At 68.6% G+C, this 25,640-nt stretch carries 23 protein-coding genes and 1 pseudogene; 18 read left to right on the top strand and 6 right to left on the bottom strand.

Translation table 11 applies throughout. From position 1 onward, the window contains the following. Nucleotides 1–2: 2 nt before the first annotated feature. Complete coding sequence (locus tag ON33_RS12040; protein WP_245550489.1) at nt 3–656, top strand: PH domain-containing protein; 654 nt, start codon at nt 3–5, stop codon at nt 654–656. Here the strand turns inward: ON33_RS12040 and ON33_RS12035 are convergent. Beyond that, nucleotides 653–2,614: a gamma-glutamyltransferase family protein gene (locus ON33_RS12035; RefSeq protein WP_040858473.1), complete on the bottom strand. Its 1,962-nt coding sequence runs from the start codon at nt 2,612–2,614 to the stop codon at nt 653–655. The two genes, ON33_RS12040 and ON33_RS12035, sit on opposite strands and share 4 nt — an antisense overlap. A 261-nt stretch (nt 2,615–2,875) precedes the next feature. Here ON33_RS12035 and ON33_RS12030 point away from each other — a divergent pair, with 261 nt between their 5' ends. Both ON33_RS12030 and ON33_RS12025 read left to right on the top strand, forming a co-directional pair. Then, on the top strand, nt 2,876–4,345 hold the full coding sequence (locus tag ON33_RS12030; protein WP_040858471.1) for an amino acid permease: 1,470 nt from the start codon (nt 2,876–2,878) through the stop codon (nt 4,343–4,345). Between the two features lie 240 nt (nt 4,346–4,585). Continuing rightward, nucleotides 4,586–5,101 carry a hypothetical protein gene (locus tag ON33_RS12025; RefSeq protein WP_157184494.1) on the top strand — a complete coding sequence of 172 codons (516 nt, stop codon included), beginning with the start codon at nt 4,586–4,588 and terminating at the stop codon, nt 5,099–5,101. 150 nt (nt 5,102–5,251) lie between these two features. Here the strand turns inward: ON33_RS12025 and ON33_RS12020 are convergent, their stop codons facing one another. Then, entirely contained in the window at nt 5,252–6,916 is a 1,665-nt protein-coding gene (locus ON33_RS12020; protein ID WP_040858548.1) for an FAD-binding dehydrogenase, read from the bottom strand. Nucleotides 6,917–7,041: 125 nt separating this feature from the next. On the opposite strand from ON33_RS12020, the gene ON33_RS12015 reads away from it, so the two are divergent. Then, complete coding sequence (locus ON33_RS12015; RefSeq protein ID WP_245550488.1) at nt 7,042–8,277, top strand: winged helix-turn-helix domain-containing protein; 1,236 nt, start codon at nt 7,042–7,044, stop codon at nt 8,275–8,277. Between the two features lie 16 nt (nt 8,278–8,293). On the opposite strand, the gene ON33_RS12010 is transcribed toward ON33_RS12015, so the two are convergent. After that, a complete protein-coding gene (locus tag ON33_RS12010) occupies nt 8,294–8,641 on the bottom strand; it encodes a hypothetical protein (protein ID WP_040858467.1) in 348 nt (115 codons plus the stop codon). Nucleotides 8,642–8,855: 214 nt separating this feature from the next. Continuing rightward, complete coding sequence (locus tag ON33_RS12005) at nt 8,856–9,077, bottom strand: hypothetical protein (protein WP_040858465.1); 222 nt, start codon at nt 9,075–9,077, stop codon at nt 8,856–8,858. A 110-nt stretch (nt 9,078–9,187) separates the two neighbouring features. Between ON33_RS12005 and uvrC the strand changes: the two genes are divergently transcribed. The 10 genes from uvrC (at nt 9,188) to kstD (ending at nt 20,708) form a co-directional block, all read left to right on the top strand. Beyond that, nucleotides 9,188–11,185 carry an excinuclease ABC subunit UvrC gene (uvrC, locus tag ON33_RS12000; protein WP_040858463.1) on the top strand — a complete coding sequence of 666 codons (1,998 nt, stop codon included), beginning with the start codon at nt 9,188–9,190 and terminating at the stop codon, nt 11,183–11,185. A gap of 215 nt (nt 11,186–11,400) precedes the next feature. Then, nucleotides 11,401–12,402, top strand: a complete 1,002-nt coding sequence (gene rapZ, locus ON33_RS11995) for an RNase adapter RapZ (protein ID WP_040858461.1) — start codon at nt 11,401–11,403, stop codon at nt 12,400–12,402. After that, nucleotides 12,399–13,457 carry a gluconeogenesis factor YvcK family protein gene (locus ON33_RS11990; RefSeq protein ID WP_040858459.1) on the top strand — a complete coding sequence of 353 codons (1,059 nt, stop codon included), beginning with the start codon at nt 12,399–12,401 and terminating at the stop codon, nt 13,455–13,457. The genes rapZ and ON33_RS11990 overlap by 4 nt, the downstream gene beginning before the upstream one ends. Continuing rightward, a complete protein-coding gene (whiA, locus tag ON33_RS11985) occupies nt 13,448–14,431 on the top strand; it encodes a DNA-binding protein WhiA (RefSeq protein ID WP_040858457.1) in 984 nt (327 codons plus the stop codon). The genes ON33_RS11990 and whiA overlap by 10 nt, the downstream gene beginning before the upstream one ends. Before the next feature lie 212 nt (nt 14,432–14,643). Beyond that, the gene (gene gap / locus ON33_RS11980) at nt 14,644–15,663 is read left to right on the top strand and encodes a type I glyceraldehyde-3-phosphate dehydrogenase (RefSeq protein ID WP_040858456.1); all 1,020 of its coding nucleotides are present in this window, start codon (nt 14,644–14,646) and stop codon (nt 15,661–15,663) included. Nucleotides 15,664–15,669: 6 nt separating this feature from the next. Next, nucleotides 15,670–16,881 carry a phosphoglycerate kinase gene (locus ON33_RS11975; RefSeq protein ID WP_040858454.1) on the top strand — a complete coding sequence of 404 codons (1,212 nt, stop codon included), beginning with the start codon at nt 15,670–15,672 and terminating at the stop codon, nt 16,879–16,881. 3 nt (nt 16,882–16,884) lie between these two features. Next, nucleotides 16,885–17,670, top strand: a complete 786-nt coding sequence (gene tpiA / locus ON33_RS11970) for a triose-phosphate isomerase (protein WP_040858452.1) — start codon at nt 16,885–16,887, stop codon at nt 17,668–17,670. A 118-nt stretch (nt 17,671–17,788) separates the two neighbouring features. Continuing rightward, nucleotides 17,789–18,217, top strand: coding sequence for a nitroreductase/quinone reductase family protein (locus ON33_RS11965; RefSeq protein WP_040858450.1), 429 nt, complete (start codon nt 17,789–17,791; stop codon nt 18,215–18,217). Between the two features lie 163 nt (nt 18,218–18,380). Beyond that, nucleotides 18,381–18,974, top strand: a complete 594-nt coding sequence (locus ON33_RS11960) for a TetR/AcrR family transcriptional regulator (protein ID WP_040858448.1) — start codon at nt 18,381–18,383, stop codon at nt 18,972–18,974. 54 nt (nt 18,975–19,028) lie between these two features. Beyond that, a complete protein-coding gene (kstD, locus tag ON33_RS11955) occupies nt 19,029–20,708 on the top strand; it encodes a 3-oxosteroid 1-dehydrogenase (RefSeq protein WP_040858447.1) in 1,680 nt (559 codons plus the stop codon). A 59-nt stretch (nt 20,709–20,767) separates the two neighbouring features. On the opposite strand, the gene ON33_RS11950 is transcribed toward kstD, so the two are convergent. Next, nucleotides 20,768–21,484 carry an SDR family oxidoreductase gene (locus ON33_RS11950; RefSeq protein WP_040858445.1) on the bottom strand — a complete coding sequence of 239 codons (717 nt, stop codon included), beginning with the start codon at nt 21,482–21,484 and terminating at the stop codon, nt 20,768–20,770. Nucleotides 21,485–21,592: 108 nt separating this feature from the next. Here ON33_RS11950 and ON33_RS11945 point away from each other — a divergent pair, with 108 nt between their 5' ends. Together ON33_RS11945 and ON33_RS11940 are read left to right on the top strand one after the other, a co-directional pair. Further along, nucleotides 21,593–22,447: a LysR family transcriptional regulator gene (locus tag ON33_RS11945; RefSeq protein ID WP_040858443.1), complete on the top strand. Its 855-nt coding sequence runs from the start codon at nt 21,593–21,595 to the stop codon at nt 22,445–22,447. Between the two features lie 78 nt (nt 22,448–22,525). Next, nucleotides 22,526–23,644, top strand: a complete 1,119-nt coding sequence (locus ON33_RS11940; RefSeq protein WP_040858442.1) for a DUF5685 family protein — start codon at nt 22,526–22,528, stop codon at nt 23,642–23,644. Between the two features lie 116 nt (nt 23,645–23,760). Here the strand turns inward: ON33_RS11940 and ON33_RS11935 are convergent, their stop codons facing one another. Further along, nucleotides 23,761–24,180, bottom strand: a complete 420-nt coding sequence (locus ON33_RS11935; RefSeq protein WP_040858440.1) for an Rv1352/Rv1906c domain-containing protein — start codon at nt 24,178–24,180, stop codon at nt 23,761–23,763. Between the two features lie 409 nt (nt 24,181–24,589). On the opposite strand from ON33_RS11935, the pseudogene ON33_RS44390 reads away from it, so the two are divergent. Beyond that, a pseudogene (locus ON33_RS44390) lies at nt 24,590–24,712 on the top strand (galactose oxidase-like domain-containing protein); the annotation flags it as partial. Between the two features lie 117 nt (nt 24,713–24,829). Continuing rightward, nucleotides 24,830–25,606, top strand: coding sequence for an enoyl-CoA hydratase-related protein (locus ON33_RS11930; protein ID WP_040858546.1), 777 nt, complete (start codon nt 24,830–24,832; stop codon nt 25,604–25,606). Nucleotides 25,607–25,640 lie beyond the last annotated feature (34 nt).

Raw genomic sequence — 25,640 nt, 5'->3', positions numbered from 1 at the left:
CCGTGCCGGTCGTGCGGATCTGGAAGCGGGACGGCTCCGAGGAGCCGCCCCGCAAGCCCGCCGGCACGACGGAAACACCTGCGGCGCACACCGAACCGCGGGCCGAGCAGAAAGCGGAGTCCGAGTACCCCATGGCCGAGCCGACATCCGATGCCCAGACGCCGGTGCAGCCCGGCACCGACGAGAACCCGGAAGCCGTTCCGGCGCAGGGCGACTGGGATCTCGAGGTGCGGCCGCACCACGCCATCGTGACGGTGCGGATCGTGGCGGCGGTGCTGGCGGCCATCTTCATCTTCGGCGGCATCGTGCTGCGGCACGGATCCACCGGCGTGAACTTCCGGGTCTCCGATCAGATCGGCCTGATGGTGTTCGGCCTGCTGCTGGCCGGCGGCGTGCTCACCCTGACCCGGCCCCGCGTGCGGGTCGGCAGGCGCGGGGTGTCGGTGCGCAATATCGTGGGCGACAGCGAGTTCGAGTGGAAGGACATCCGCGGGATCTCCTTCCCGGACAAGAAGTCCTGGGCTCGGCTGGAGCTGGCGCACGACGAGTACGTGCCCATGATGGCCATCCGCTCCAACGACAAGATGCGCGCCGCCGCGGCCATGGACCGCTTCCGGGAACTGGGCGCCAAGTACAGCGCCGAGCACCGGGACTAGCGCGGCCCGCCGAGCACCGCGCCCTCGCGCCGCGGGTCCGCGCCGCCGATCCAGCCGTTGCCGTTGCCGTCGCGGGCCAGGGCCGACAGCCCGCTGGACTGGGGAGCGACCGAGACCTGATCGCCGTATTGGCGCAGTTTCTGAACCAGCGGATCCTGGTCGCCGTTGTCGGCGGCGTTCACGACCGGATGCTCACCGCCCACATACGTGGTGGGGGTGTTGGCCGCGCCGAAGTCGACCATCGATACCGCCTGCTGCGGGTTCATCCCCCAATCCAGCATGCCCACCAGGGTTTTCACCACGAACTGGATGATCACCGCCCCGCCGGGCGAGCCGGTGACGTAGCTGAGCCCGCCGCGCGAGCCGTCGGGATTGCGATCGAAGACCAGGGTCGGGGCCATGGAGCTGCGTGGCCGCTTGCCCGGATCGAGGCGGTTGGCGATCGGGGCGCCGTCCTTGTCGACCGGCTCGGCCGAGAAGTCGGTGAGCTGGTTGTTGAGGATGAATCCGTCCACGAAATGGAAGGACCCGAAGGCGGATTCGACCGTGGTGGTCATCGACGCCGCGTTGCCGTACTTGTCGACGATGGAGATGTGACTCGTCCCGTGCTCGGGCTGCTGCGGGCCGTTGCCGACCGGCACCGGGCCGAAGTCGCCCGGCTTGGCTGTGCCGAGACTCTTGTTCGGGTCGATGAGCGCGGCCCGCTGCTTCAGGTAGTTCGGATCCAGCAGGGTCTGCGGTGAATTGCCCGGCAGCGGAACGAAATCCGAGTCCGCGATGTACTTGTCGCGGTCGGCGTAGGCGAGGCGTTCGGCCTCGGCGATCAGGTGCACGGACTCGGGGGTGGGCCTGCCGCCGTTGCGGGCGGTGTCACTGTCGCCGCTGAGGTCGGCCGGCTTCATCGACGCGAGATCGAAAGTGGACAGGATGCCCAGCGCCGCCGCCACCGCGATGCCGCCCGAGGAGGGGTTGGGCATGCCGCAGATCTCGTGCGTGCGGTACGACGAGCACACCGCGGTGCGCTTCTTGGCCTGGTAGGACTGCAGATCCGCGAGGGACAGCAGGCCCGGGGTGCGGCCGCCGGTGGTGGTGGCGGTGGTGTCGACGATGTCGGCGGCGATGGCGCCGGTGTAGAACGCGTTCGCGCCGTCGGTGGCGATGGCCGAGAGCGTCTTGGCGAAGGCCGGATTGGTGAGCGTGGTGCCCGACGGCTTCGGACTGCCGTCCGGCAAAAGGAAGTACGCCTTGGCGTTGTCGTCGCGCGCCAGATCAGCCTTGGAGTCCGAGATCTGGCTCGCCATCCGCGGTGAGATCTGGAAGCCCTGATCGGCCAGGTTGATCGCCGGGGTGAACAGGTCCTGCCACGGTTGCTTGCCGTGTTCGTTGTGGGCCAACTCCAGCATGCGCAGGACCCCGGGGATGCCGATGGAACGTCCGCTGGCGCGCGCGTTCGGTTGTGGCACAGTGTGATCGGCGGCGCTGATGTAGCGCAGGTAGTCCTCGGTGGCGGCGGCCGGGGCCGTCTCGCGGCCGTCGTAGGCGTCGACGGACTTGGTGGCGGCGTCGTAGTACATCAGGAAGGCGCCGCCGCCGATGCCGGTGGCCTGCGGCTCCACCAGATTCAGCACGGTCTGCGCCACGAGCAGCGCGTCCGCGGCGGTGCCGCCGTCACGCAGCACCCGGCAAGCGGCTTCGGTGGCAACGGGATTGGCGGTGGAGACCGCGAAATCGCCGGTGCGCACAGGTGTCATACCGCTGCGGTAGCCGGTGGCGACCTCGGGGTGCAGGGCCAGATTCGTGCTGCTGGGTCCGGCGGGCACCCCGGAGGTGACCGGAGTTCCGTTGGGGGACACCGTGCACGACGCGCTCTGGTTCGTCGACGACGAACAGGCGGTGGCCATTCCGGCCAGTAGCAGCAGGGCGGCAGCGCCGCTCCCGATTCGTCGCAAGCGCCTCATGATCGGACTCTAGCGCCGTGGGCGCGCGCGGGCAGCGGTTTGACGGGCCTGATCAGCGGGTTACCGGAGGAACTCCGGGCCGGTGGTCGTCCGAGGGATTCAGCGCCTTCATGGCAATCTCTCGAAGGGCGACTAATTGGTCATTTGAACAGCCATATTTTCAGGAGATTTCCACGATCGGGGCATCAATGTGAATCTCAGCAAACAGCAAGGTACCCTCAGGCTGCCTCACTTCACGAATGCGGAGGGTTAACCCGGCGAATGACCGAGATCCGGACTACTGCCACCAGCCTCAATGCCGAGGACAGCGGCTATCACAAAGCGCTGAAACCCCGGCAGTTGCAGATGATCGCCATCGGCGGTGCCATCGGCACCGGCCTGTTCCTGGGCGCGGGAGGCCGGCTGCACAGCGCGGGACCGTCGCTGTTCGTGGTGTATCTGATCTGCGGCATGTTCGTCTTCTTCATCCTGCGCGCGCTCGGCGAACTGGTGCTGCACCGGCCCTCCTCCGGTTCGTTCGTCTCGTATGCGCGCGAATTCTTCGGGGAGAAGGCCGCATTCGTGGCCGGCTGGATGTACTTCCTGAACTGGTCCATGACCGGCATCGTCGACACCACCGCGATCGCCACCTATCTGCACTACTGGGGACCGTTTCAGCCTGTGGCGCAATGGATTCTGGCGCTGGGCGCGCTGATCATCGTGCTGGGCATCAACCTGGTCTCGGTGAAATGGTTCGGCGAGATGGAATTCTGGGCCGCCATGATCAAGGTGCTGGCCCTGGTCACCTTCCTGGTCGTCGGCACCGTCTTCCTGGCCGGGCGCTTCGAGGTCGCCGGCCAGAGCACCGGCCTGCGCATGGTCTCCGACGCCGGCGGCTGGTTCCCGACCGGCGTGCTCCCGCTGGTCACCGTCACCTCCGGCGTGGTGTTCGCCTACGCGGCGGTCGAAATGGTCGGCATCGCCGCCGGCGAGACCGAGCATCCGGCCAAGATCATGCCGCGCGCCATCAATTCGGTGATCATGCGTATCGCGCTGTTCTACTGCGGCTCGGTGATTCTGCTGGCGCTGCTGCTGCCCTACGCCGAGTACAAGGGCGGCGAGAGCCCGTTCGTCACCTTCTTCGGCAAACTCGGTGTGGCGCACATGGGCTCGATCATGAATTTCGTGGTACTCACCGCGGCGCTGTCGAGTTTGAATGCCGGACTGTATTCGACCGGGCGGATTCTCCGTTCGATGGCGATGAACGGCAGCGCGCCGAAATTCACCTCGCGGATGTCGAGTGCGGGTGTCCCGTACGGCGGAATCATGCTCACGGCACTCATCGCGCTGTTCGGTATCTGGCTGAATTACATTGTCCCGTCGCAGGCTTTCGAAATCGTGCTCAACGTCGCCTCGCTCGGCATTCTGGCATCCTGGGCCACCATCGTGCTGTGCCAGTTGAAGCTGTTCTACCTGTGGAAGAAGGGGCAGATGGAGCGTCCGGCCTTCCGGATGTTCGGTGCGCCCTACACGGGGATCGCGACGCTGGTGTTCCTGTTCGCGGTGCTGGTCCTGATGGCCTTCGACCGTCCGGTCGGAACCTGGACGGTGGCCAGCCTGGTGATCATCGCGCCCGCCCTGGCCATCGGCTGGAAGGTCGCCGGCCCGCGGGTGCTGGCCATCGCCAAACTGCGCGAGGGCTACACCGGCGAGTTCCCCGTGATTCCGCCGATCCCCATGGACGACAAGTAGTTTCCGGCTTCCGGGGGTACACTGAAAACTTCCTCCGGACCTGCGCTTATCAACGGCCGCATGCGAAATCGCGTGCGGCCGTTATGTGTTCGAGATCACTGTTTCGTTTGCGTGCTATCGGATGTGGCCATGGTCATAACTTGGTGAACGAGATTGTCCGGAATCCGAACATTTGGTTAGCGTCAGGTTCAGCGCGTTCGCAGGGGGCGCGCGACCAGGGGATACTCGATGAGGAGTGCTGTGAGTTTGCAAGCGGCCGTTGCCGACGAGGTGGATATGACACCCGTCGCCGCGGAAAACGGCATTCCAGCCAGATTTTTCGAGCGCGTGCTCGGCGGGGTGCGGGGGTTGCGCCGTGATGGTTCCGAGATCGACATGCCCGGCCAGGTCCGGGAAACGCAATACGCCGCACTGGGCGGGACGGGACTGGCGGTGCTGCACAGTCTGCTGTCCCTCACCGGCGGCCTGAACTGCGTGGTCGGCAGCGTCGGCCACTTCTTCGCCGCCTGGGTGACCGGCGGCGTCGCGCTGCTGTTCGGCCTGCGGTCACGCTGGATCTGGGTGACCGCGGTGGGTGTGACCAGCCTGCAGTCGTTCCTGGGCGTCTTCACGCTGATGTCGGCCGAAATGCCCACGGGCGTTGGACCGTTCACCGTGCTCTTCGGCGTGATGGTCTCCGGCATCGTCCTCGCGCTGCTGCTGCGCCGCGACGTCTACCGCTGGTTCGAGGCCGGTCCCGCCTCCCCGGGACTTTAACGGGCGGCTGAGAGCCGCCGGCCGTTGTGCATCCGTATCGGCGGTTGCGTACCGAGGCAATTCAGGGCGTATCCGACGAGTTGTTCTGACGGCGCGAAATCAAGTGCCGCCCGCCGCCCGGACGCTGTGCGGGCGGCGGGATCGGACCCACTACTTCAGGCTGCGGCCCAGTGCCCGGCCCGCGGCGCGGCCGGAGAAGATGCAGCCGCCGAGGAATGTGCCCTCGAGCGCGTTGTAGCCGTGCACACCGCCACCGCCGAAGCCGGCCACCTCGCCCGCGGCGTACAGGCCCGGGAACGGGGTGCCGTCGGCGCGGATGACCTGGGAGTCCAGGTTGGTCTGCAGACCGCCCAGCGTCTTGCGGGTCAGGATGTTGAGCCGGACGCCGATGAGCGGGCCGTGCGCGGGATCGAGGATCTTGTGCGGCGTCGCGACCCGGCCCAGCTTGTCACCCAGGTAGCGGCGGGCATTGTTGACCGCCATCAGCTGGGCGTCCTTGCTGAACTTGTGCTCGACCTCCCGATCACGGGCCACGATCTGGCGTTCGATGTCGGCGAGGTCCAGCTGCGGGCCGCGCGAGATCTTGTTCATGCCGGCGATCAGATCCGCGAGATTGTCGGCGACGACGAAGTCCACGCCGTGCTGCTTGAACGCCTCGACCGGCCCGGGCGCGCCCTTGGCGACCCGGCTCTTGAGGGTGAGTTTCAGGTCCTTGCCGGTGAGGTCGGGATTCTGCTCGGAGCCCGAGAGCGCGAATTCCTTCTCGATGATCGACTGGGTGAGGATGAACCACGAGTAGTCGTAGCCGGTCGCCAGGATCTGCTTCATGGTGGCGTTGGTGTCGAAACCGGGGAAAGCCGGTGCCGCCATGCGCTTTCCGTTCGCGTCGAACCATAGCGAGGACGGGCCCGGAATGATGCGGATGGCGTGATCGGGCCAGATCGGATCCCAGTTGTGGATGCCCTCGGTGTAGTGCCACATACGATCCCGGTTCACGATGCGCCCGCCCGCGGCCTCGGTGATGCCGAGCATGCGTCCGTCCACATAGGCGGGCACGCCCGCGATCATGTGCTCGGGGCACGGGCCGAGGCGGTCCACCGGCCAGTTGCGGCGCACCAGCTCGTGATTGTGGCCGATGCCGCCGGAGGAGACGATCACCGCCTTGGCGCGGAGTTCGAACTCGCCCTCGGCATTTCGTGAGGAGGCGACGCCGCGCGCCTCGGTGGACGGTTCCAGCACGGTGCCGCGCACGCCGGTGACGGCGTCGTCCTCGACGACCAGTTCGTCCACCCGGTGCCGGAAGGCGAAACCGACCTGCCCGCGTTTCTCCGCCTCCAGCACCGGTTCCAGGAAGACCCGCACCACCTCGGGCCCGGTGCCCCAGGTGAGGTGGAAGCGCGGGACCGAATTGCCGTGCCCGTCAGCGGTGTCGCCGCCGCGTTCGGCCCAGCCGACCAGCGGGGTCACGCGCAGTCCGAGGTCGTGGAGGTACTGGCGCTTCTCGGTGGCGGCGAATTCGACGTAAGCGCGCGCCCACTGCCGCGCCCAGTGGTCCTCGTCCTCACGGTCGAAGCCGGCCGAGCCGAACCAGTCCTGCATGGCGAGCGCGAGGCTGTCCTTGACGCCGAGCCGACGCTGTTCGGGACTGTCCACGAAGAACAGCCCGCCCAGTGACCAGAACGCCTGACCGCCCAGGTTGGCGCGGTTCTCCTGATCCAGCACCAGCACGCGGCGGCCCGCCTTGACCAACTCGTGCGTGGCGACGAGACCGGCCAGCCCGGCCCCGACCACGATGACATCCGGATTCTCGATCATGCCCATGATTTCCTTGGTGTCGAAGTTCGATACACGAATGTATCGAACGAGGTCGCTGCTGTACAGGTGCTCGATACAGATGTGTATCGAACGAGGTTGTCGGTGGGACATGGCATGGTTCGAGTGTGCCGACTTCCTCGCCCGGATCCCTGTCACTCGCGGCGGCGCGCCGCACCGCGCTCGCGGCCCAGGGCTTCGCCGCGGCCCGTCCGAGCGGAACGCCCACCCGGCGCGCGGTGCTGAAGGTGCTCGACAGCACGCGGTTGTTGCAGCTGGACTCGGTGTCGGCGGTGGTGCGCGCGCACTACGCCCCGGTGTTCAGCCGGATCGGCGCCTACGACCGGGCGCTGCTGGACGAGGCCGCGTGGGGGCACAGCGCGCGCCGGCCGCGGCAACTCGTCGAGTACTGGGCGCACGAGGCGGCGCTGATCCCGGTCGAGGACTGGCCGCTCATGCGCTGGCGCATGGTGCAGTACCGGCACGGACGCTGGAACGGGATGCGTCAGGTGCTGGAACGCAATCCGGCCCTGGCCGACGACGTGCTCGGCGTGGTCAAGGAATTCGGGGCCAGCACGGCGGGTGAGATCGAGCGGCATCTGGAACTGGATCGGCCACGGGCCAAGGACAATTGGGGCTGGAACTACAGCGACACCAAGGTGGTGTGCGAGGCGCTGTTCGCGGCGGGGGAGCTGACGGTGCCGAAACGGGTCGGCTTCCAGCGGCATTACGACCTCGCCGCGAATGTCCTTCCGGCCGCGGTAGTCTCGCGCGAACCGGACGAGGCCGACGCGGTGCGGGAGCTGGTGCGGCGGGCCGCGCGGGCGCACGGCATCGGCACCGAAACCGATCTGCGGGACTACTACCGGCTCGGCCGCCGCCAGACCGAGCCCGCCATCGCGGACCTCCTGGACGCGGGGGAGTTGGAGCGGGTCAGCGTCGCGGGCTGGGACAAGCCCGCCTATCTGCACGCCGAGGCGCGTACTCCGCGGCGGGTCACCGGCGCGGCCCTGCTGTGCCCCTTCGATCCGCTCATCTTCTTCCGCGACCGCACCGAGCGGCTCTTCGACTTCCACTACCGCATCGAGATCTACACCCCCGAACACAAGCGCGTGCACGGGTATTACGTCTTCCCGTTCCTGCTCGACGGTGAGCTCGTGGCCCGGGTGGACCTGCGCGCCGAGCGGGGGACCGGGCGGCTGCTGGTGCCGGGCGCGTTCGCCGAACCGGGCCGGGATCACCCGCGGGTGGCGGCGGCACTGGCCGCGGCGCTCCGGGAGATGGCCGCCTGGCTCGAACTCGACACCGTCGAGGTGCGCGGAAAGGGCGATCTCGCACCGGCGTTGCGGCGCGAGATCGCCTAGTTCCACGCGGAACGGTTCAGAACGGCCCGTCGGTCCAGGCATTGAGCACGATTCCGTTCTTGCCCTCACCCTTGCACTCGATGGTCATGGGGATGAGCGGCCGCGGCGAATCGCCCACGATGTAGGTGGGGGCCTGGTAGCCGCTGCCCACCTGCCGGGCGCCCAGGCACTGCACGACCGCGGCGTACCAGGTGTCCGCGGGGCAGGTGAAGGTGGCGGTGTCGAGCGTCCGGTCGATTCGGCAGACCGAGTCGGCGGTGGCGGTCGGCGCCGACACCGCGATCAGGCCCGCCGCGCCGATGCCGAGTGCGGAACCGATCGCGAGCGACCGGCGGCGCGGGTGGAGATGGTGATGGTTCGTCATCGAACAAACTCCCTCGTATACGGACGGATCAAGCGAAACAGTTGGTCCCATACTGACCGCGAGACCGCGCCGTACCGCCGAACCTCGCGGAGATCGGTGTTCCGGCGTGGCGCGTCGCGGCGACGCGCGGGCGCCTCCCGGAATGCGCGCAGTGCGAGCGTGCAGGGCGGTGCGATCACGCACGGACCGCCATTCCGGAACGTTTTCGCGCGGGTCACACGATTCGGGCGACAACCAGCTGCGATACCGAATTCGCCCGGGCCCCAGCGCACATCGGCAGCGGCCGGTCGTGCTCCGGGTGCTTCCGGGGTACCGGGCTCGGCGCGGCCTCGGCCACGGCGACGACCCGCACGGAGACCGCGACCAGTGCGGCGGCGGCCAGGCAGACGACCCCCGCCATGGCGAGCGAGCGGCGACCCGGGCGCAGTCGGATCATGAGGCTCCCTACAGAGGGATGATCTTGTGGATACTTCGTCGCCGCGACCGCCGCGGATGGTCCGCCGGAGGCCCGGTGGGTGTGTCGGAGGCACTGACTAACCTGGACCCGTGGCAGATCCCGCGACCTACCGGCCCGCACCGGGCACCATTCCCGTCGAACCGGGTGTCTACAAGTTCCGGGACAAGTTCGGGCAGGTCATCTATGTCGGCAAGGCGAAAAGCCTGCGCCAGCGCCTGAACTCGTACTTCGCGGACGTGGCCGGGCTGCACCCGCGTACCCGGCAGATGGTGACCACGGCGGCCGGGGTCGAGTGGACCGTGGTGTCCACCGAGGTGGAAGCGCTGCAGCTGGAATACAACTGGATCAAGGAATTCGATCCGCGCTTCAATGTCCGCTACCGCGACGACAAGTCGTATCCGGTGCTGGCGGTCAGCCTCGACGAGGAGTATCCGCGAGTATTCGTCTACCGCGGCGCGCGCAAGAAGGGAGTGCGGTACTTCGGGCCGTACGCCCACGCCTGGGCCATTCGAGAGACCCTGGATCTGCTGCTGCGGGTGTTCCCGGTGCGCACCTGCTCGGCGGGAGTCTTCAAGCGGCACAGTCAGATCGGGCGGCCGTGCCTGCTCGGCTACATCGACAAGTGCTCCGCCCCGTGTATCGGCCGGGTGAGCGCCGCCGAGCACCGGCAGATCGTGGACGACTTCTGCGACTTCCTCTCCGGCAAGACCGACCGCCTGGTCAGGCAGCTCGAGCGCCGCATGCACGAGGCCGCCGACGAGCTCGACTTCGAACTCGCCGCCCGCCTGCGCGACGACGTGCAGGCGCTCAAGCGGGCGCTGGAGAAGCAGGCCGTGGTACTGGGCACCGGCACCGACGCCGACGTGATCGACTTCGCCGTCGACGAACTCGAGGTGGCGGTCCAGATCTTCCACGTCCGCGACGGCCGGGTGCGCGGGCAGCGCGGCTGGGTGGTCGACAAGTCCGGCGACGCCATCGACGTGCTGGAATCCGGTGGGGAGCTGGCCGCCCTGGTCGAGCAGTTCCTCACCCAGTTCTACGGCGAGCAGACCGCGGTCGCCGCCCAGAGCGGTGACGCCCAGCCCGGGGCGGTGGTGCCGCGCGAGGTGCTGGTCCCGGCCCTGCCCAATGATCATGAGCAGGTGCAGCAGTGGCTCTCGGACCTGCGCGGGTCGGCCGTGCAGCTGCGGGTGCCGCAGCGCGGCGACAAGAAGGCGCTCGCCGAGACCGTGCAGCGCAATGCCCAGGAGGCCCTGGCCCAGCACAAGCTCAAGCGTGCGGGCGATCTGACCGCGCGGTCGGCCGCACTGCAGGAACTCCAGGACGCCCTGGATCTGGACAGCGCGCCGCTGCGGATCGAGTGTGTGGACATCTCGCACGTGCAGGGCACCGATGTGGTGGCCTCGCTGGTGGTGTTCGAGGACGGGCTGGCCCGCAAGTCCGAGTACCGGCACTACGCCATCAAGGAGGCCGCCGGCGAGGGCCGCTCCGATGATGTCGGCAGCATCGCCGAGGTGACCCGGCGCCGCTTCGGCAAGCTCCGCCGGGATCTGGACGCCGCCGAGGCCGCTGGCCTCGAATCCGGTTCGGACCCAGCCGAATCCGGCCCGCCCGGCATCGACCCCCGCACCGGCAAGCCGCGCCGCTTCTCCTATCCGCCCAACCTGTACGTGGTGGACGGCGGTGCGCCGCAGGTGAATGCGGCCGCCGAGGTGCTCGACGAACTCGGCATCACCGATGTCGCGGTGATCGGCCTGGCCAAGCGCCTGGAGGAGGTGTGGGTGCCCAACGAGGCCGACCCGGTGATCATGCCGCGTACCAGCGAGGCGCTGTATCTGCTGCAGCGCGTCCGCGACGAGGCGCACCGGTTCGCCATCACCTTCCACCGTTCCAAGCGCTCGCGGCGGATGACCGAATCGGTGCTGGACTCGGTGCCCGGGCTGGGGTCGGCGCGAAAGACTGCGCTGGTCACGCACTTCGGATCGGTGGCCAAGCTCAAGCAGGCTACGGTGGAGCAGATCACCGAGGTCCCGGGCATCGGCGTCGCGACGGCCAAGGCGGTCCTGGCCGCCCTGCAACAGCAGTAGCCCGGCACGCGGACCCGGCGGTCCGCCGCTACGGCGGGTCGGATCGGGCCACACCGGGTAGAGTGCGACACGCCGAACGGTAAAACTGCGACACGCCGTGTGTGCAGGTCGGGAGCGAAAATCACAGCTGTGTCTCGCTCGCGTTGTGCGCCTGCCGCGTGTCGGGCCGTCGGTGCAGGATGATCGAGGGAACTCCAGACACGAACCGGTAGGACATGACGCGCGTCGAAGCCAGTACTGATACGGCCGAAAACAGCAAGGCAACCGATACAGGTGATTCCCAGCCGACCGCTCGCCGCGGGCGGTCGGCGCCCGATTCCGCACCGGTCGAGGTCGTCATCGTGACGGGCCTGTCCGGCGCCGGGCGCGGCACCGCCGCCAAGGTGCTCGAGGATCTGGGCTACTACGTGGCCGACAACCTCCCACCCGAATTGATCGGCCGCATGGTCGAGCTGGGCCGCGGCGCCGAACCGCCCATCCGCAAACTGGCGCTCGTCATGGACGTGCGCAACCGCTTCTTCACCGGGAACCTCGCCGCCGTCGGCGAACAGCTGCGGGCGGCGGGCGTGCGCACCCGCATCCTGTTCCTGGAGGCCTCCGACGACGTACTGATCCGCCGCTTCGGGTTCGCGCGCCGCCGCCATCCGCTGCAGAGCGAGAGCGCCGACGGCACCCTGACCGCCGGCATCGCCGCCGAGCGCCAGCGCCTGGACCCGGTGAAAACGGCCGCCGACGTGGTCATCGACACCACCGCGCTGTCCATCCACCAGCTGCACCGCAAGCTCGAGGAGGTGTACGGCGGTGACACCGCCACCGTGCTGCAGCTGACCGTTCAATCGTTCGGCTTCAAGTACGGAGTCCCGCTCGACGCCGACATGGTGTTCGATTTGCGGTTCCTGCCAAATCCGCATTGGATTCCCGAACTCCGCGAAAAGACCGGACAGGACGCCCCGGTCAGCGAGTATGTGTTGTCGCGCCCGGGCGCCGAGGACTATCTCGGCACCGCGCGGCATCTCGTCGACCTGACGACCGAGGGCTACCGCCAAGAGGGGAAGCGATACATGACCGTGGCAGTGGGCTGCACCGGCGGGAAACACCGCAGTGTGGCGATCGCGGAGGCGCTGGGCGAGGCGCTGGCGGGCACCGGCTCGACCCTGCCGGACAACGACTCGGGCGTCGTCGTGCGCGTGGTCCATCGGGATCTGGGGCGGGAATGAGCGAGAACGACTCCGGCCGGACCACCAACCCGGCCATCGTGGCGCTGGGTGGCGGCCACGGCCTGTACTCGACGCTGACCGCCATCCGGCGGCTCACCCGCAAGATCACCGCGGTGGTGACGGTCGCCGACGACGGCGGCTCCTCGGGCCGGCTGCGTTCCGAACTGGGCATGCTGCCCCCGGGCGATCTGCGAATGGCCCTGGCGGCCTTGGCCGAAGAGGCCGACGGCATCTGGGCGCGAACTCTGCAACACCGCTTCGGCGGGACCGGCGCACTGGCCGGGCATTCGGTGGGCAATCTGATTCTGGCGGGTCTCACCGAGGAGCTGGGCGATCCGGTCGCCGCCCTCGACGAGGCCGGAAAGATCCTGCGCATCACCGGGCGCGTGGTACCCATGTCGCCCATCGCGCTGACCATCGAAGCGGATGTGTCTGGGCTGGAAGGCGATCCGCGAGTGAGCCGCTGCATCCGCGGTCAGGTGGCCGTGGCGACCACGCCGGGCAAGGTGCGCCGAGTGCGCCTGATCCCCTCGGATCCGCCCGCCTGCCCCGAGGCGACCTCGGCGATCGAGCACGCCGACGTGGTGGTGCTGGGTCCCGGAAGCTGGTTCACGAGCGTCATCCCGCATGTGCTGGTGCCCGAATTGCACGAAGCGCTGCTGCACACGCGGGCGCGGAAAGTGCTGGTGCTCAACCTCGCTGCCGAACCGGGCGAAACGGCCGGATTCAGCGCGGAACGGCACCTGCATGTATTGTCCCAGCACGCACCGGATTTCACAGTCGACCATGTTTTGGTGGACTCCGGTTCCGTACCCGAGGGTAGGGAACGCGAACATCTGGCAAGAGCTGCCGAACAGCTGCGTGCGCGAGTAACCTTCGCTGATGTCGCCGAGGCGGGGACGGACCGGCACCACCCCGGAAAGCTTGCCGCCGCACTGGATCAGGTGATCCGGCAACCTCGGCCGGAATCAGCAGGGCTTCGAGTCGAAGGACGGCATATGGGCCAACGTGTGCGGTCCGGGTTGGGTGGAAAGGAGCGCGTCTCGTGGCGATGACAGCGGAAGTGAAGGACGAGCTGAGCCGACTCTCTGTATCACAGGTGAGTTCGCGCAAAGCGGAATTGTCCGCGCTACTGCGGTTCGCCGGTGGATTGCACATCGTCGGCGGTCGAGTGATCGTCGAAGCCGAAGTGGATATGGGTTCCATAGCGCGTCGGCTGCGCCGAGAGATCTTCGAGCTGTACGGGTATGGCTCGGACGTGCATGTCCTCGGCGCCGGCGGGCTCCGGAAAACCTCCCGGTACGTGGTACGGGTTTCCAAGGAGGGCGAGGCGCTAGCGCGCCAGACCGGATTACTCGATGTGCGCGGCCGCCCGGTGCGCGGACTGCCCGCCCAGGTGGTGGGCGGCAGCATCGGTGATGCCGAAGCCGCTTGGCGCGGAGCGTTTCTCGCGCACGGCTCGCTCACCGAGCCGGGCCGGTCCTCGGCGCTGGAGGTGAGCTGCCCCGGGCCGGAGGCGGCGCTCGCCCTGGTCGGCGCGGCCCGGCGGATGGGCATCTCGGCCAAGGCGCGCGAGGTGCGTGGCACCGATCGCGTCGTGGTGCGCGACGGTGAGGCCATCGGCGCCCTGCTCACCCGGATGGGCGCGCAGGACACCCGGCTCACCTGGGAGGAGCGACGCATGCGCCGCGAGGTGCGCGCGACGGCCAACCGGCTGGCCAACTTCGACGACGCCAACCTGCGGCGTTCGGCCCGCGCGGCCGTGGCCGCCGCGGCCCGCGTGGAGCGCGCGCTCGAAATATTGAGCGAGGATGTGCCGGACCATCTGGCCGCCGCGGGCAAGCTGCGCGTGCTGCACCGGCAGGCGTCGCTCGAGGAGTTGGGCCAGCTGGCCGATCCGCCCATGACGAAAGACGCTGTGGCGGGCCGGATCCGGCGGTTGCTGTCGATGGCGGACCGGCGGGCCAAGGAACTCGGCGTGCCGGACACCGAAAGCGCTGTCACCGCAGAGCTGCTCGAAGAGGCGTGAAGCATCCACGCCTCCGCATAAACTGACTATCACCGCCCGGTGATTCCGTCCGGAAGCGTCGCAAACCCAAGGGTTACGGCGCTTCCGGTCGTCTGTGACGAAAGTGAACGTTTCGTAGTTCACCGTGGCGGGGGTGTGTCCGTGATGTTTCTGTTACAGGTCTAGGGTTAGCACCGCAACGGAAACGATCCGCAAAGCTGAGGAGCGAAAACGTGACTGTCCGGGTAGGTATCAACGGCTTCGGCCGCATCGGGCGAAACTTCTTCCGAGCCGTCGAGGCGCAGAAGGCCCTCGGCACCACCGACATCGAGATCGTGGCGGTCAACGATCTGACCGACAACAAGTCGCTGGCGACGCTGCTGAAGTACGACTCGATCCTCGGTCGCCTGCCGCAGGACGTTTCCCTGGACGGCGACGAGACCATCGTCGTCGGTGACCAGCGCATCACCGCGCTGGCCATCAAGGAGGGCCCGGCCGCGCTGCCGTGGGGCGACCTGGGTGTCGACGTGGTCGTCGAGTCCACCGGTATCTTCACCGACGCCACCAAGGCCAAGGGCCACCTGGCCGCCGGCGCCAAGAAGGTCATCATCTCCGCGCCCGCCAAGGGCGAGGACATCACCATCGTGATGGGCGTCAACGACGACAAGTACGACGGCTCGCAGAACATCATCTCGAACGCGTCCTGCACCACCAACTGCCTGGGCCCGATTGCCAAGGTGCTCAACGACTCCTTCGGCATCGAGCGTGGTCTGATGACGACCGTGCACGCCTACACCCAGGACCAGAACCTGCAGGACGGCCCGCACTCGGATCTGCGTCGCGCCCGCGCGGCCGCGCTGAACATCGTGCCCACCGGCACCGGCGCCGCCAAGGCCATCGGCCTGGTGCTGCCCGAGTTGCTCGGCAAGCTGAACGGTTACGCGCTGCGCGTGCCGGTCCCGACCGGTTCGCTCACCGACCTGACGGTGGACCTGGCCAAGGCCGCCTCGATCGACGAGATCAACGCCGCCATGAAGGCCGCCGCGGACGGCCCGATGAAGGGCATCCTGAAGTACAACGTCGATCCGATCGTCTCCTCCGACATCGTGACCGACCCGCACTCCTCCATCTACGACGCGCCGCTGACCCAGGTCATCGACAACCAGGTCAAGGTCGCCTCGTGGTACGACAACGAGTGGGGCTACTCGAACCGTCTCGCCGACCTCGTCGGCCTCGTCGGCAAGTCCCTGTAAGCGCCGATGACGATCAAGACTCTCCAGGATCTGCTGAACGAGGGTGTCGAGGGCCGGGGCGTGCTGGTGCGCTCCGACCTCAACGTTCCCCTCGACAACGGCGTCATCACCGACCCGGGCCGCATCATCGCGTCCGCTCCGACCATCAGGGCGCTGGCCGAGGCCGGCGCCAAGGTCGTGGTGACCGCGCACCTCGGCCGCCCGAAGGGCGAGCCGGATCCGAAGTTCTCCCTGGCGCCGGTCGCGGCGCGGCTGGCCGAGGAACTGGGCCGCAATGTCCAGCTCGCCGGCGATGTGGTGGGCCAGGACGCGCTCGCCCGCTCCGAGGGCCTCACCGACGGTGATGTCCTGCTGCTGGAGAACATTCGGTTCGACGCGCGCGAGACCAGCAAGGACGAGGCGGACCGCACCAAGCTCGCCAATGCCCTGGTCGAGCTGGTCGGTGACGACGGCGCGTTCGTGTCCGACGGTTTCGGTGTGGTGCACCGCAAGCAGGCGTCGGTCTACGACGTGGCCAAGCTGCTGCCGCACTACGCGGGCAAGCTGGTCGCGGCCGAGACCGAGGTGCTGAAGAAGCTCACCGAGAACCCGGAGCGCCCGTACGCGGTCGTGCTCGGCGGTTCCAAGGTCTCGGACAAGCTGGCGGTCATCGAGGCGCTCGCGCCCAAAGTGGACACGCTGGTCATCGGTGGCGGCATGTGCTTCACCTTCCTTGCGGCACAGGGCCTTTCGGTGGGCACCTCGCTGCTGCAGGAGGAGATGATCGGCACCTGCAAGGGGCTGCTGGACAAGTACGCCGACGTCATCCACCTGCCGGTCGACATCGTGGTGGCCGACAAGTTCGCGGCCGACGCGGAGTCGAAGACCGTGCCCGCCAACGAGATCCCGGACGGCTGGATGGGTCTGGACATCGGTCCCGACTCGGCCGCCCGCTTCGGCGCGCTGCTCACCGAGGCCAAGACCGTGTTCTGGAACGGCCCGATGGGCGTGTTCGAGTTCGAGAAGTTCTCGGCCGGTACCCGTGGTGTCGCCGAGGCGATCGCCACGGCCACCTCGAAGGGCGCGTTCACGGTCGTCGGCGGCGGCGACTCCGCCGCGGCCGTCCGTACCCTGGGTCTGCCGGACGACGGTTTCTCGCATATCTCCACCGGTGGCGGCGCGTCGCTGGAATACCTGGAGGGCAAGGAACTTCCCGGCCTCGCCGTGCTGGAGGACTGAACCATGGCACGTAAGCCTTTGATCGCCGGCAACTGGAAGATGAACCTCAATCACCTCGAGGCCATCGCTCTGGTGCAGAAGATCGCATTCGCGTTGCCGGAGAAGTACTTCGACAAGGTCGACGTGACGGTGATCCCGCCGTTCGTGGACCTGCGCAGCGTGCAGACGCTGGTCGAGGGCGACCGTCTCCTGATCACCTACGGTGCCCAGGACGTGTCCACCCACGACGAGGGCGCCTACACCGGCGAGATCAGCGGTTCCATGCTCGCGAAGCTGGGCTGCTCGTTCGTCGTGGTGGGTCACTCGGAGCGGCGTCAGTACCACAACGAGGACGACGCCACCGTTCTGGCCAAGGCCAAGCAGGCGCTCAAGTACGGCATCACCCCGATCGTCTGCATCGGTGAGGGCCTGGGCGTCCGCGAGACCAAGACCCACGTCGAGTACAACCTCGAGCAGCTGCGCGGCTCGCTCAAGGGCCTGACGGCCGAGGAGATCTCGAAGATCGTCATCGCCTACGAGCCGGTCTGGGCCATCGGCACCGGCAAGGTCGCCACCCCGGCCGACGCGCAGGAAGTCTGCGGCGCCATCCGCAAGGAACTCGCCGATCTGGCGAATCCCGAAGTGGCCGCGGGCGTCCGCGTCCTCTACGGCGGCTCGGTCAACGCCAAGAACGTCGGCGAACTGGTCGGCCAGACCGACATCGACGGCGCTCTCGTGGGCGGCGCATCCCTGAAGGGTGACGAATTCGCCACCCTCTCCGCGATCGCCGCCGGCGGCCCCCTGCCGTAACCGTTTCCATTGCGAGGGCCGGGCATCCATAACGATGCCCGGCCCTTCGCCGTGCCCGGGGAATTTCGCGGTCCGGCGCGGCGGGGCGCCCCAGGGGGTGCGGTGGTCATGCAGAAGAATGTTCGGTATGAGCGATTGGAATACGAACATCATCAATGAGTTTCGCGCGAACGAGGGCCGGGTCGGCGGGCCGTTCGAGGGGGCGCCGATGATCCTGGTGCACCATCGCGGCCGCAAGTCCGGGCGGGATCTGGTGACACCCATGATGTACATGGCCGATGAGCGGGATCCGGCGACGGTGTACGTCTTCGCGTCGAAGGCGGGCGCGCCTACCCATCCGGACTGGTACCACAACCTGACCGCGGCGGGGAAGGCCGAGGTCGAGGTCGGGACCGAGACCTATCCGGTTGTGGTCACCGAGGTGACCGGGGCGGACCGCGACCGGATCTACGGCGAACAGGCCCGGCGATACCCGGGTTTCGGCGAATACGCGGTGAAGACCGCGGGTATTCGCACCATCCCGGTGCTGGCGCTGCGCCGAAGTTGAGCCGGGCGGCCGCGCGGCGGCCCCGATCGTGCTCGATCTTCGGATTTCGGACGGGCGCGGCTGGTTGACCTCCAGCCGCGCCCGTTCTGTGTTGAAAGCAAATTCCTTCTTGACAGTAACTGTCATATCGGAAGATACTCGCTGTAGCGAAGGAGGGCGACGGATGTCATTGCGAGAGCGGCAGCGCCGACAGGTGCGCGGGGAGATACAGCGGGCGGCGTACGAGCTGTTCGCGGAGAAGGGCTTCGGGGAGGTGACGACCGAGCAGATCGCCGCCGCCGCGGGGGTGTCGGCCAGCACGTACTTCCGGCACGTGCGGAGCAAGGAGGATCTGCTGCTGGATCCGGTCCGCGAGGGCGGGGCGGGTATCGTCGCCCTGCTCGAGGAGCGCGACGACGACGAGCCGGCGGATGTGGCGCTGGCGCAATCGATTCTGACGCGGTCCACCGCGCTGGCGCCCGAGGAGCTGGAACAGTGGCGGGCCGCGTTCCGCACCGCCCCGCATCTGCTGGAGCGGGTGGCCCTGATCACCCCGGAGCATCGGACGCGCCTGGTCGAGCTGGTCGCGCAGCGGATGGGCCGCGACGTGCGGCAGGACAGCACGCCGGGTCTGCTGGTGCATCTCATGCTGGCGGCGGCGGAGTTCGGTTACCTGCAGTGGCTGCGCAATTCGGCGCAGCCGGAGATGTCGCTGGCGGTGTGCGTCGAGGGCGCGCTCGACGCCGTGGCCGGGGAACGCTGGCGGCGGCACGGCTGAAAGCCGTTGGCACGCGGGCGGATAGCTACAACAGAACACGAAGATTGAGGAAACATGCAGCACGACAAAGAAACTGGCGAGACATTCGATCTCATCGTCGTGGGGTCGGGGGCGGCGGGCATGGCCGCGGCGCTGACCGCCGCGCACCACGGACTGTCCACGGTCATCGTCGAGAAGGCCCGCGCCTGGGGCGGTTCCACCGCGAGATCCGGTGGCGGCGTGTGGATTCCGGGCAATGCCGTCCTGCGGCGGGAGGCGCCCGCCGATGACCTCGAGGCCGCGCGGACCTATCTGAAGCACATCGTCGGCCCCGGCGTGCCCGCCGAACGCATCGACACCTTCCTGGACCGCGGTCCCGAGGCCTTCGACTTCCTGGCCGCGCACGCACCGCTGCGGATGCGGTGGGTGCCGGGCTACTCCGACTACTACCCGGAGGCTCCGGGCGGTCGTTCGCACGGCCGGTCGGTCGAGCCCGCGCCCTACAATGCCACCGGCCTCGGCGCCGAATTGGCCACGCTGGAGCCCGATTACGTGAAGGCCCCGAAGAACGTCGTGGTCACCCAGGCCGAATTCCGGCAGCTGCATCTTGGTCTGCGCAATCCGCGCAGCCCACTGGCCGGGCTCGGCATCGCCGGCCGGTGGCTGGCGGCGACCGTGCTGCGCCGTCGCGTGCTCGCTCGCGGCCAGGCGCTGAGCGCCATGCTGCGAGCGGGCCTGCTGGCGGCGAAGGTGCCGGTGTGGCTGGACACTCCGCTGGTCGAGCTGCGCACCGAGGACGGCCGGGTCACGGGTGCGGTGGTGCTGCGGGACGGACGCGAGCAGGTGCTCACCGCCCGCCGGGGCGTCGTCATCGCGGCCGGCGGCTTCGAGCACAACGAGGTGATGCGCAAGCAGTATCAGCGCGAGCCCATCGGCACCGACTGGACCGTCGGCGCCCAGGCCAATACCGGTGACGGCATCCGCGCGGGCGAGAATGCCGGTGGCGCGGTGGAATTCATGGCCGACGCCTGGTGGGGTCCGTCCATCCCGCTGCCCCGCCTGGCGTGGTTCTGCCTGGCCGAGCGCAATCTGCCGGGCAGTATCGTCGTCAACGACCGCGGCGAGCGGTTCATGAACGAGTGCCTGCCCTACGTCGAGGCCACCCACCACATGTACGGCGGCGAGTACGGCCAGGGGGAGGGCCCGGGCGAGAACCTGCCCGCCTGGCTGATTTTCGACCAGCGCTACCGCAATCGCTACCAGTTCGCGGGTATCCCGCCCCGCCAGCCCCTGCCGGGGCGGTGGTTCAAGTCCGGCGCGCTGACCCGTGCCGGCTCGCTGCCCGACCTCGCCGCGAAGATCGGTGTCCCGGTCGAGAGACTCCAGGCCACGGTGCACCGGTTCAACGAATTCGCCATCGCCGGTACCGATCCCGACTTCGGTCGCGGGAACAGCGCCTACGACAACTACTATGGCGACCCGCGCAATCGCCCCAACCCGAATCTCGGTGCGCTGGAGACGGGTCCGTTCTACGCGGCGAAACTGGTGCCCGGCGACCTCGGCACCAAGGGCGGCCTGAGCGCCGACGTCGACGGCCGCGTGCTGCGCGCCGACGGTTCGGTGATCGAGGGCCTGTACGCGGCGGGCAATGCGAGTGCCCCGGTCATGGGCCACACCTATGCCGGTCCCGGCGCGACCATCGGCCCCGCCATCGTGTTCGGGTATCTGGCCGCGCTCCACGCGGCAGGCAAGTAGTCCGGAGCGGCGCACCGCTGCGGGAGGTCCCGCATCCGGTGCGCCACTCGGCCTTCGGGTCAGGCCAGGACCGCGCCGCCATCGAGCGGCAGGACGGTGCCGGTGGCGTGCGGCTGGGTGAGGAAGAAGACGAACGCCTGCGCGATGTCGTCCACTTCGGCGATGCGGCGTAGCGGCGTCGCGGCCGCGGTGTCGGCATAGAACTGCTCGCGCAACTCCTCGGGGAAGTTCCACAGCGGCGACCGGACCACGCCCGGCATAACCGCGTTCACCCGGATCGGCGCGAGTTCCACCGCCAGCGCCCGGGTCAGGGTCTCGACCGCGCCGCAGACACTGGAGGTGACCGCGGAACCGGGTACCGGGCGCGGCCCGGCGGTGCCGCTGGTCAGGGTGATCGACCCGTCCGCGCGCAGCCGCGGCGCGGCCGCCTGCACCGCGGCCAGCACGCTGAAGTAGCGCAGTTCGAAGAACTTCCGGGCGGCGTCGAGATCCAGGTCGGCGAGCGGGGAGAGCAGCAGCGGCTCGCCGGCGGTGTAGACGAGATGGTCGAGCGCGCCCAGGTCGTCGAACACCACGCGTATCCGGTCGGTGTCGGTGAGGTCCGCGACCACGCCGGTGACCGCGGCCGGCAGTTCGGCCACCGCACGGTCCACGTTCTCCTGGCGGCTGGAGACGACGGTGACCTTCGCGCCCTGCGCAGCGGTCGCGGCGGCCACGGCGTAGCCGATTCCGGAGGTGCCGCCCAGGATGACGACGTGCTGTCCGTCGAGAGACATCGGGATTCCTTTCGGGAAATGCTGTTCGTGTGTGCCTCTCCACCTTCGGTTTCGCGACCGCCCGCCGTCCAAGACCTGATTCGCCGCCTGTAATACCCTGAAGGCATCATGAGCGATGTCGATCTGCGCAAGCTGCGCTACTTCGTGGCGGTCGCCGAACACCTGCACTTCGGTCGCGCGGCCGAGCAGCTGTTCATCGCGCAACCGGTGCTGTCGCGCCAGATCCGCGCGCTCGAGGAGGAACTGGGCGCGCAGCTGTTCGCCCGCGATCGCCGCGGCACCGCGTTGACGGCGGCGGGGGAGCAGTTGCTCGCCGACGCCAAACCACTGCTGGTCGCTGCGGAGGCTTTGCGGCGCAGGGTGATTCGGGCCGCCGACGGAGCGCAGAGCTTCACCGTCGGCTTCATGCCCGGCCTCATCGTGACCGGCGCGGTGCGGACGCTGACCGAGCGGTATCCCGGTCTCAGTGTCGATCTGGTGCGTACCGGCTGGTTCGACCAGATCGAGGTGGTCCACGACGGTCGCGTCGATGTCAGCGTGGTGCGCCTGCCGGTGGACCCGCACGGTCTCGTCCTGCGCCCGCTCTACACCGAGCCGCGGGTCGTGGTGCTTCCCGCCGAGCACCACCTCGCGGGCAAGGACGCGGTCACCGTCGGCGATCTCGCCGACGAGCACCTGCTCCAGGATCCCGCCACGGTCCCCGAATGGAGTGAGGTGGCAACCGAATTGCGCACCGACCGCCCCGCCGTCCCGGTCTTCCACAGCGTCGAGGAGAAGCTCGAGCACGTCGCCGCGCAGCGCGGCATCATGTTCCTGCCGCTGTCGGTGATGACCTTCTACACGCGCCCGGGCATCGCCTACGTCCCGGTTCCCGACCTCGCGCCGCTGCAGGTGAGCCTGGCGTGGTCGGCGGCGCGTCCGGTTCCGCTGGCCGAGGAGTTCGCCGCCCTTGCCGCCCAGTGACATTCGATCTACACCGTCCAGCCGTGACTGATCTCGAATCACGCGACGAATGCCGCGCGAGCGGTTACCGTCGATGATGTGTTCGGCATCATCCGGCCCTGCCGCCATCGGCTGGGCGAGGAACTGGGGCGGGCCTGGCTGGCGCAACTGTGCGGACTCTGTCTGGCACTGCGCGACGACCACGGCCAGAGCGCCCGCATGGCAACCAATTACGACGGCCTGATCATCTCGGCCCTGGTGGAGGCGCAGTCCACCGCGCCACCCACCCGCCGCGCGGCCGGGCCCTGCCCGCTCCGCGGCATGAAACGCGCCGACGTCGCCACCGGTGATTGCGTTCGGCTGGCTGCCACGGTCTCGCTGGTGCTGGCTGCCGCCAAGGTGCGCGATCACGTGGACGACCGCGACGGCGTGGCGGGCACGGCCGGAGTCCGGCCCGCGGCGCGCCGCATCGCCCAGCGCTGGGCCCGGCAGAGCGAATCCGCCGGTGCCGGACTGGGTTTCGACACCGGTGTCCTGGTGACCGCGGTGGATCGGCAGGGTGAGGTGGAGGCCGCGGCCGCGGTCGGCACACCGCTGCTGGAGGTTACCGAGCCCACCGAGACCGCGACCGCGGCGGCCTTCGGGCACACCGCGATCCTCGCGGGACGTCCCGGCAACCAGCAGTCCTTGGCCGAGGTGGGCCGATTGTTCGGCCGCATAGCGCATCTCGTGGATGCCGTCGAGGACCTGGACGAGGACCGGGCGCACGGGAAATGGAATCCCCTGGCCGCCACGGCAACCGAGGTCTCCGAGGCGCACCGGTTGTGTAACGACGCGCTGCTGGGCATCGAATTGGCCCTGGCCGAGGTGGAATTCACCGATGGCCGGTTGATCCACAAATTGCTGAAGCATGAGTTGAATCGCTCGGTGACCAGGACCTTCGGCGGTGCCGGTCACACGTGCGCGAACCATGGCACGGCCACCGCGCCGCTGAGCCGCTGGCGTCGCCGTGGCGGGCCGGGGCCGTGGGGTTCGCCGCCGCCCGGCTACGGTCCGCCGCCGGGCTATGGCCCGGGGCCCGGCTATTACGGTCCCGCCCCGCGGCGCCGCAGCGGTTTCTGCCTGCCGTGCTGCGAGGGCTGCGTCTGCTGCGGCGAGGGATGCTGCTGCTGTGAGGAAACGTGTTGCTGCTGTGAGGAATCCTGCTGCGACTGCTGAGTCACCGCGAGGGGCGGGCACTGCGGATTGCCCGGCCCTCCCGGTCCGATGAACCCGCCACCTCCGGGTAGGCGGCTCGCCGGGACCGGCTCGGCTTGCGGGAGTGGGAGATTCGCCTAGCTGGAGGCGGACGCGGAACCGGTCGAGAGCAGGCTGCTGCCGCTCGCGCTGCCGCTGATCAGGTTCGACAGGCCCGAGGAGCCCGTGTTCGTGGTGGTGGTCTGCAGGGTCCAGGTGCCGCAGCCGCTGGTGAAGAAGGCGACGTCGGTGGACTTGATCTCGACGGTGGCGGTGCCGTTGATCGCGCCGCCGGTCTGGATGGTGGCGCTGGCGTCGGGGGTGATGGCGGACAGACGCGCCCAGGTGCACACGCCGGCCGCCGTCGTGGTCTTGTAGACACCGGGCTGGATGTCGACGCCGACCTTGAAGGTGGCGTCGGTGCTCATGCTGTTGGCGCTGGCGCCTGCGGTGCCGGTCGAGGCCAGGATGGCGGCGGCGGTGAGTGCGAGGCCGTTGGCCCAGACTGTCTTTCTCATACTGAGTCCTCGGGGTGAGTGAAACGAGAGCATTTCGGAGAGTAGTGGGTGCTCGGGGTAGTGGAGTGCGTTTTCCGTAACCTGGCGTAAATGGGCATCGGAGCTATCGGGACATCGGATGCCGGAATCGTCCTGTTCGGCCATGATTGCCTGTGTGGCAGGACAATTCGTTCCCATCCCGGATTGGTTCTCGCCGGACAACCAGGATTGCGGCCTGGCCCTCGCCGATCTGAGCGGTGACGGCGCCCTCGACGCGATGGTCCTCATGGGTGGTCGACAATCCACCAGGTCAGAACACCGGAAGCTATCGAGTCGGCCACGCCTTCGCCGAGCGGCACAGTCGAATACGGTGCCACGCTGACACTCACCACCACGGCCGCCTTGCGCGAGGCCAGCCACCTCGTGCACCCACTCGTGCGACAACAATCAGCGGCTGATCGATCTGCCGATCACCCCGGCCGCGTCCGGCGCCCTCACTGTCGCCCTGCCCTCGAACCCGGCGCTGGCCCCGCCCGGCCGGTACCTCGTGGTCGTGGTGACGGGGTGCCCGCCACCGGACAGTGGCTGCATTCGAATCCGGCCGCGCCCGCACCCGTCTGACCCGCGAATCGCGGCATCCCCGGCGCTGGTTCGCACTAGCGTGGACGGCATGACCGCGGAGTACCGGCACCTGCTCGTGAAGCGCGACGGTGACACCGTCACCGTCACCATGAACCGCCCGGACCGCCGCAACGCGCTGTCCGCCGACCACCTGACCGAACTGCTCGCCGCCTTCCGGGCCGCGGGCGAGACCGACGCCTCCGGCATCGTGCTCGCCGCGGCCGGGCCGGTGTTCAGCGCCGGCCACGATTTCGCCGATGTCGCCGCGCGCGACCTGCTCGGCGTGCGCGACCTGCTCACCCTCTGCCAGCAGGTCATGACCACTCTGGAAGAGGTGCCGCAGGTGGTGATAGCCCGCGTACACGGCTTGGCCACCGCGGCCGGCTGCCAGCTCGTCGCCTCCTGCGACCTGGCCGTCGCCGCCGAGTCCGCGGGCTTCGCCCTGCCCGGCGGCAAGGGCGGGTGGTTCTGCCACACCCCGGCCGTCCCGGTCGCCCGCTCCATCGGCCGCAAACGCCTGATGGAACTGGCCCTCACCGGTGACGTCATCGACGCCCGCACCGCCGTCGACTGGGGCCTCGTCAACTACGCCGTCCCCGACGCCGACCTCGACACCGCCGTCGCCGACCTCCTCGCCCGCGCCACCCGCGGCAGCCGCGCGAGCAAGGCCCTCGGCAAACGCACCCTCTACGCCCAACTCGACCGCCCGGAAGCCGACGCCTACACCCTCGCTCGCGAGGTCATGGCCGCCGCCTCCCAATTACCCGGCGCCCGTGAGGGAATGACGGCCTTCTTGGAGAAGCGCCCGGCCGTCTGGCCCGACTGACCCGAACACACGCACCTGCCCGGCGGCTTCTGAG

The sequence above is a fragment of the Nocardia niigatensis NBRC 100131 genome (assembly GCF_000308655.1).
Lineage (GTDB): Bacteria > Actinomycetota > Actinomycetes > Mycobacteriales > Mycobacteriaceae > Nocardia > Nocardia niigatensis.
Note: the sequence above shows the minus strand (reverse complement) of the source record. Positions and strands in the feature narration are given on the sequence as shown.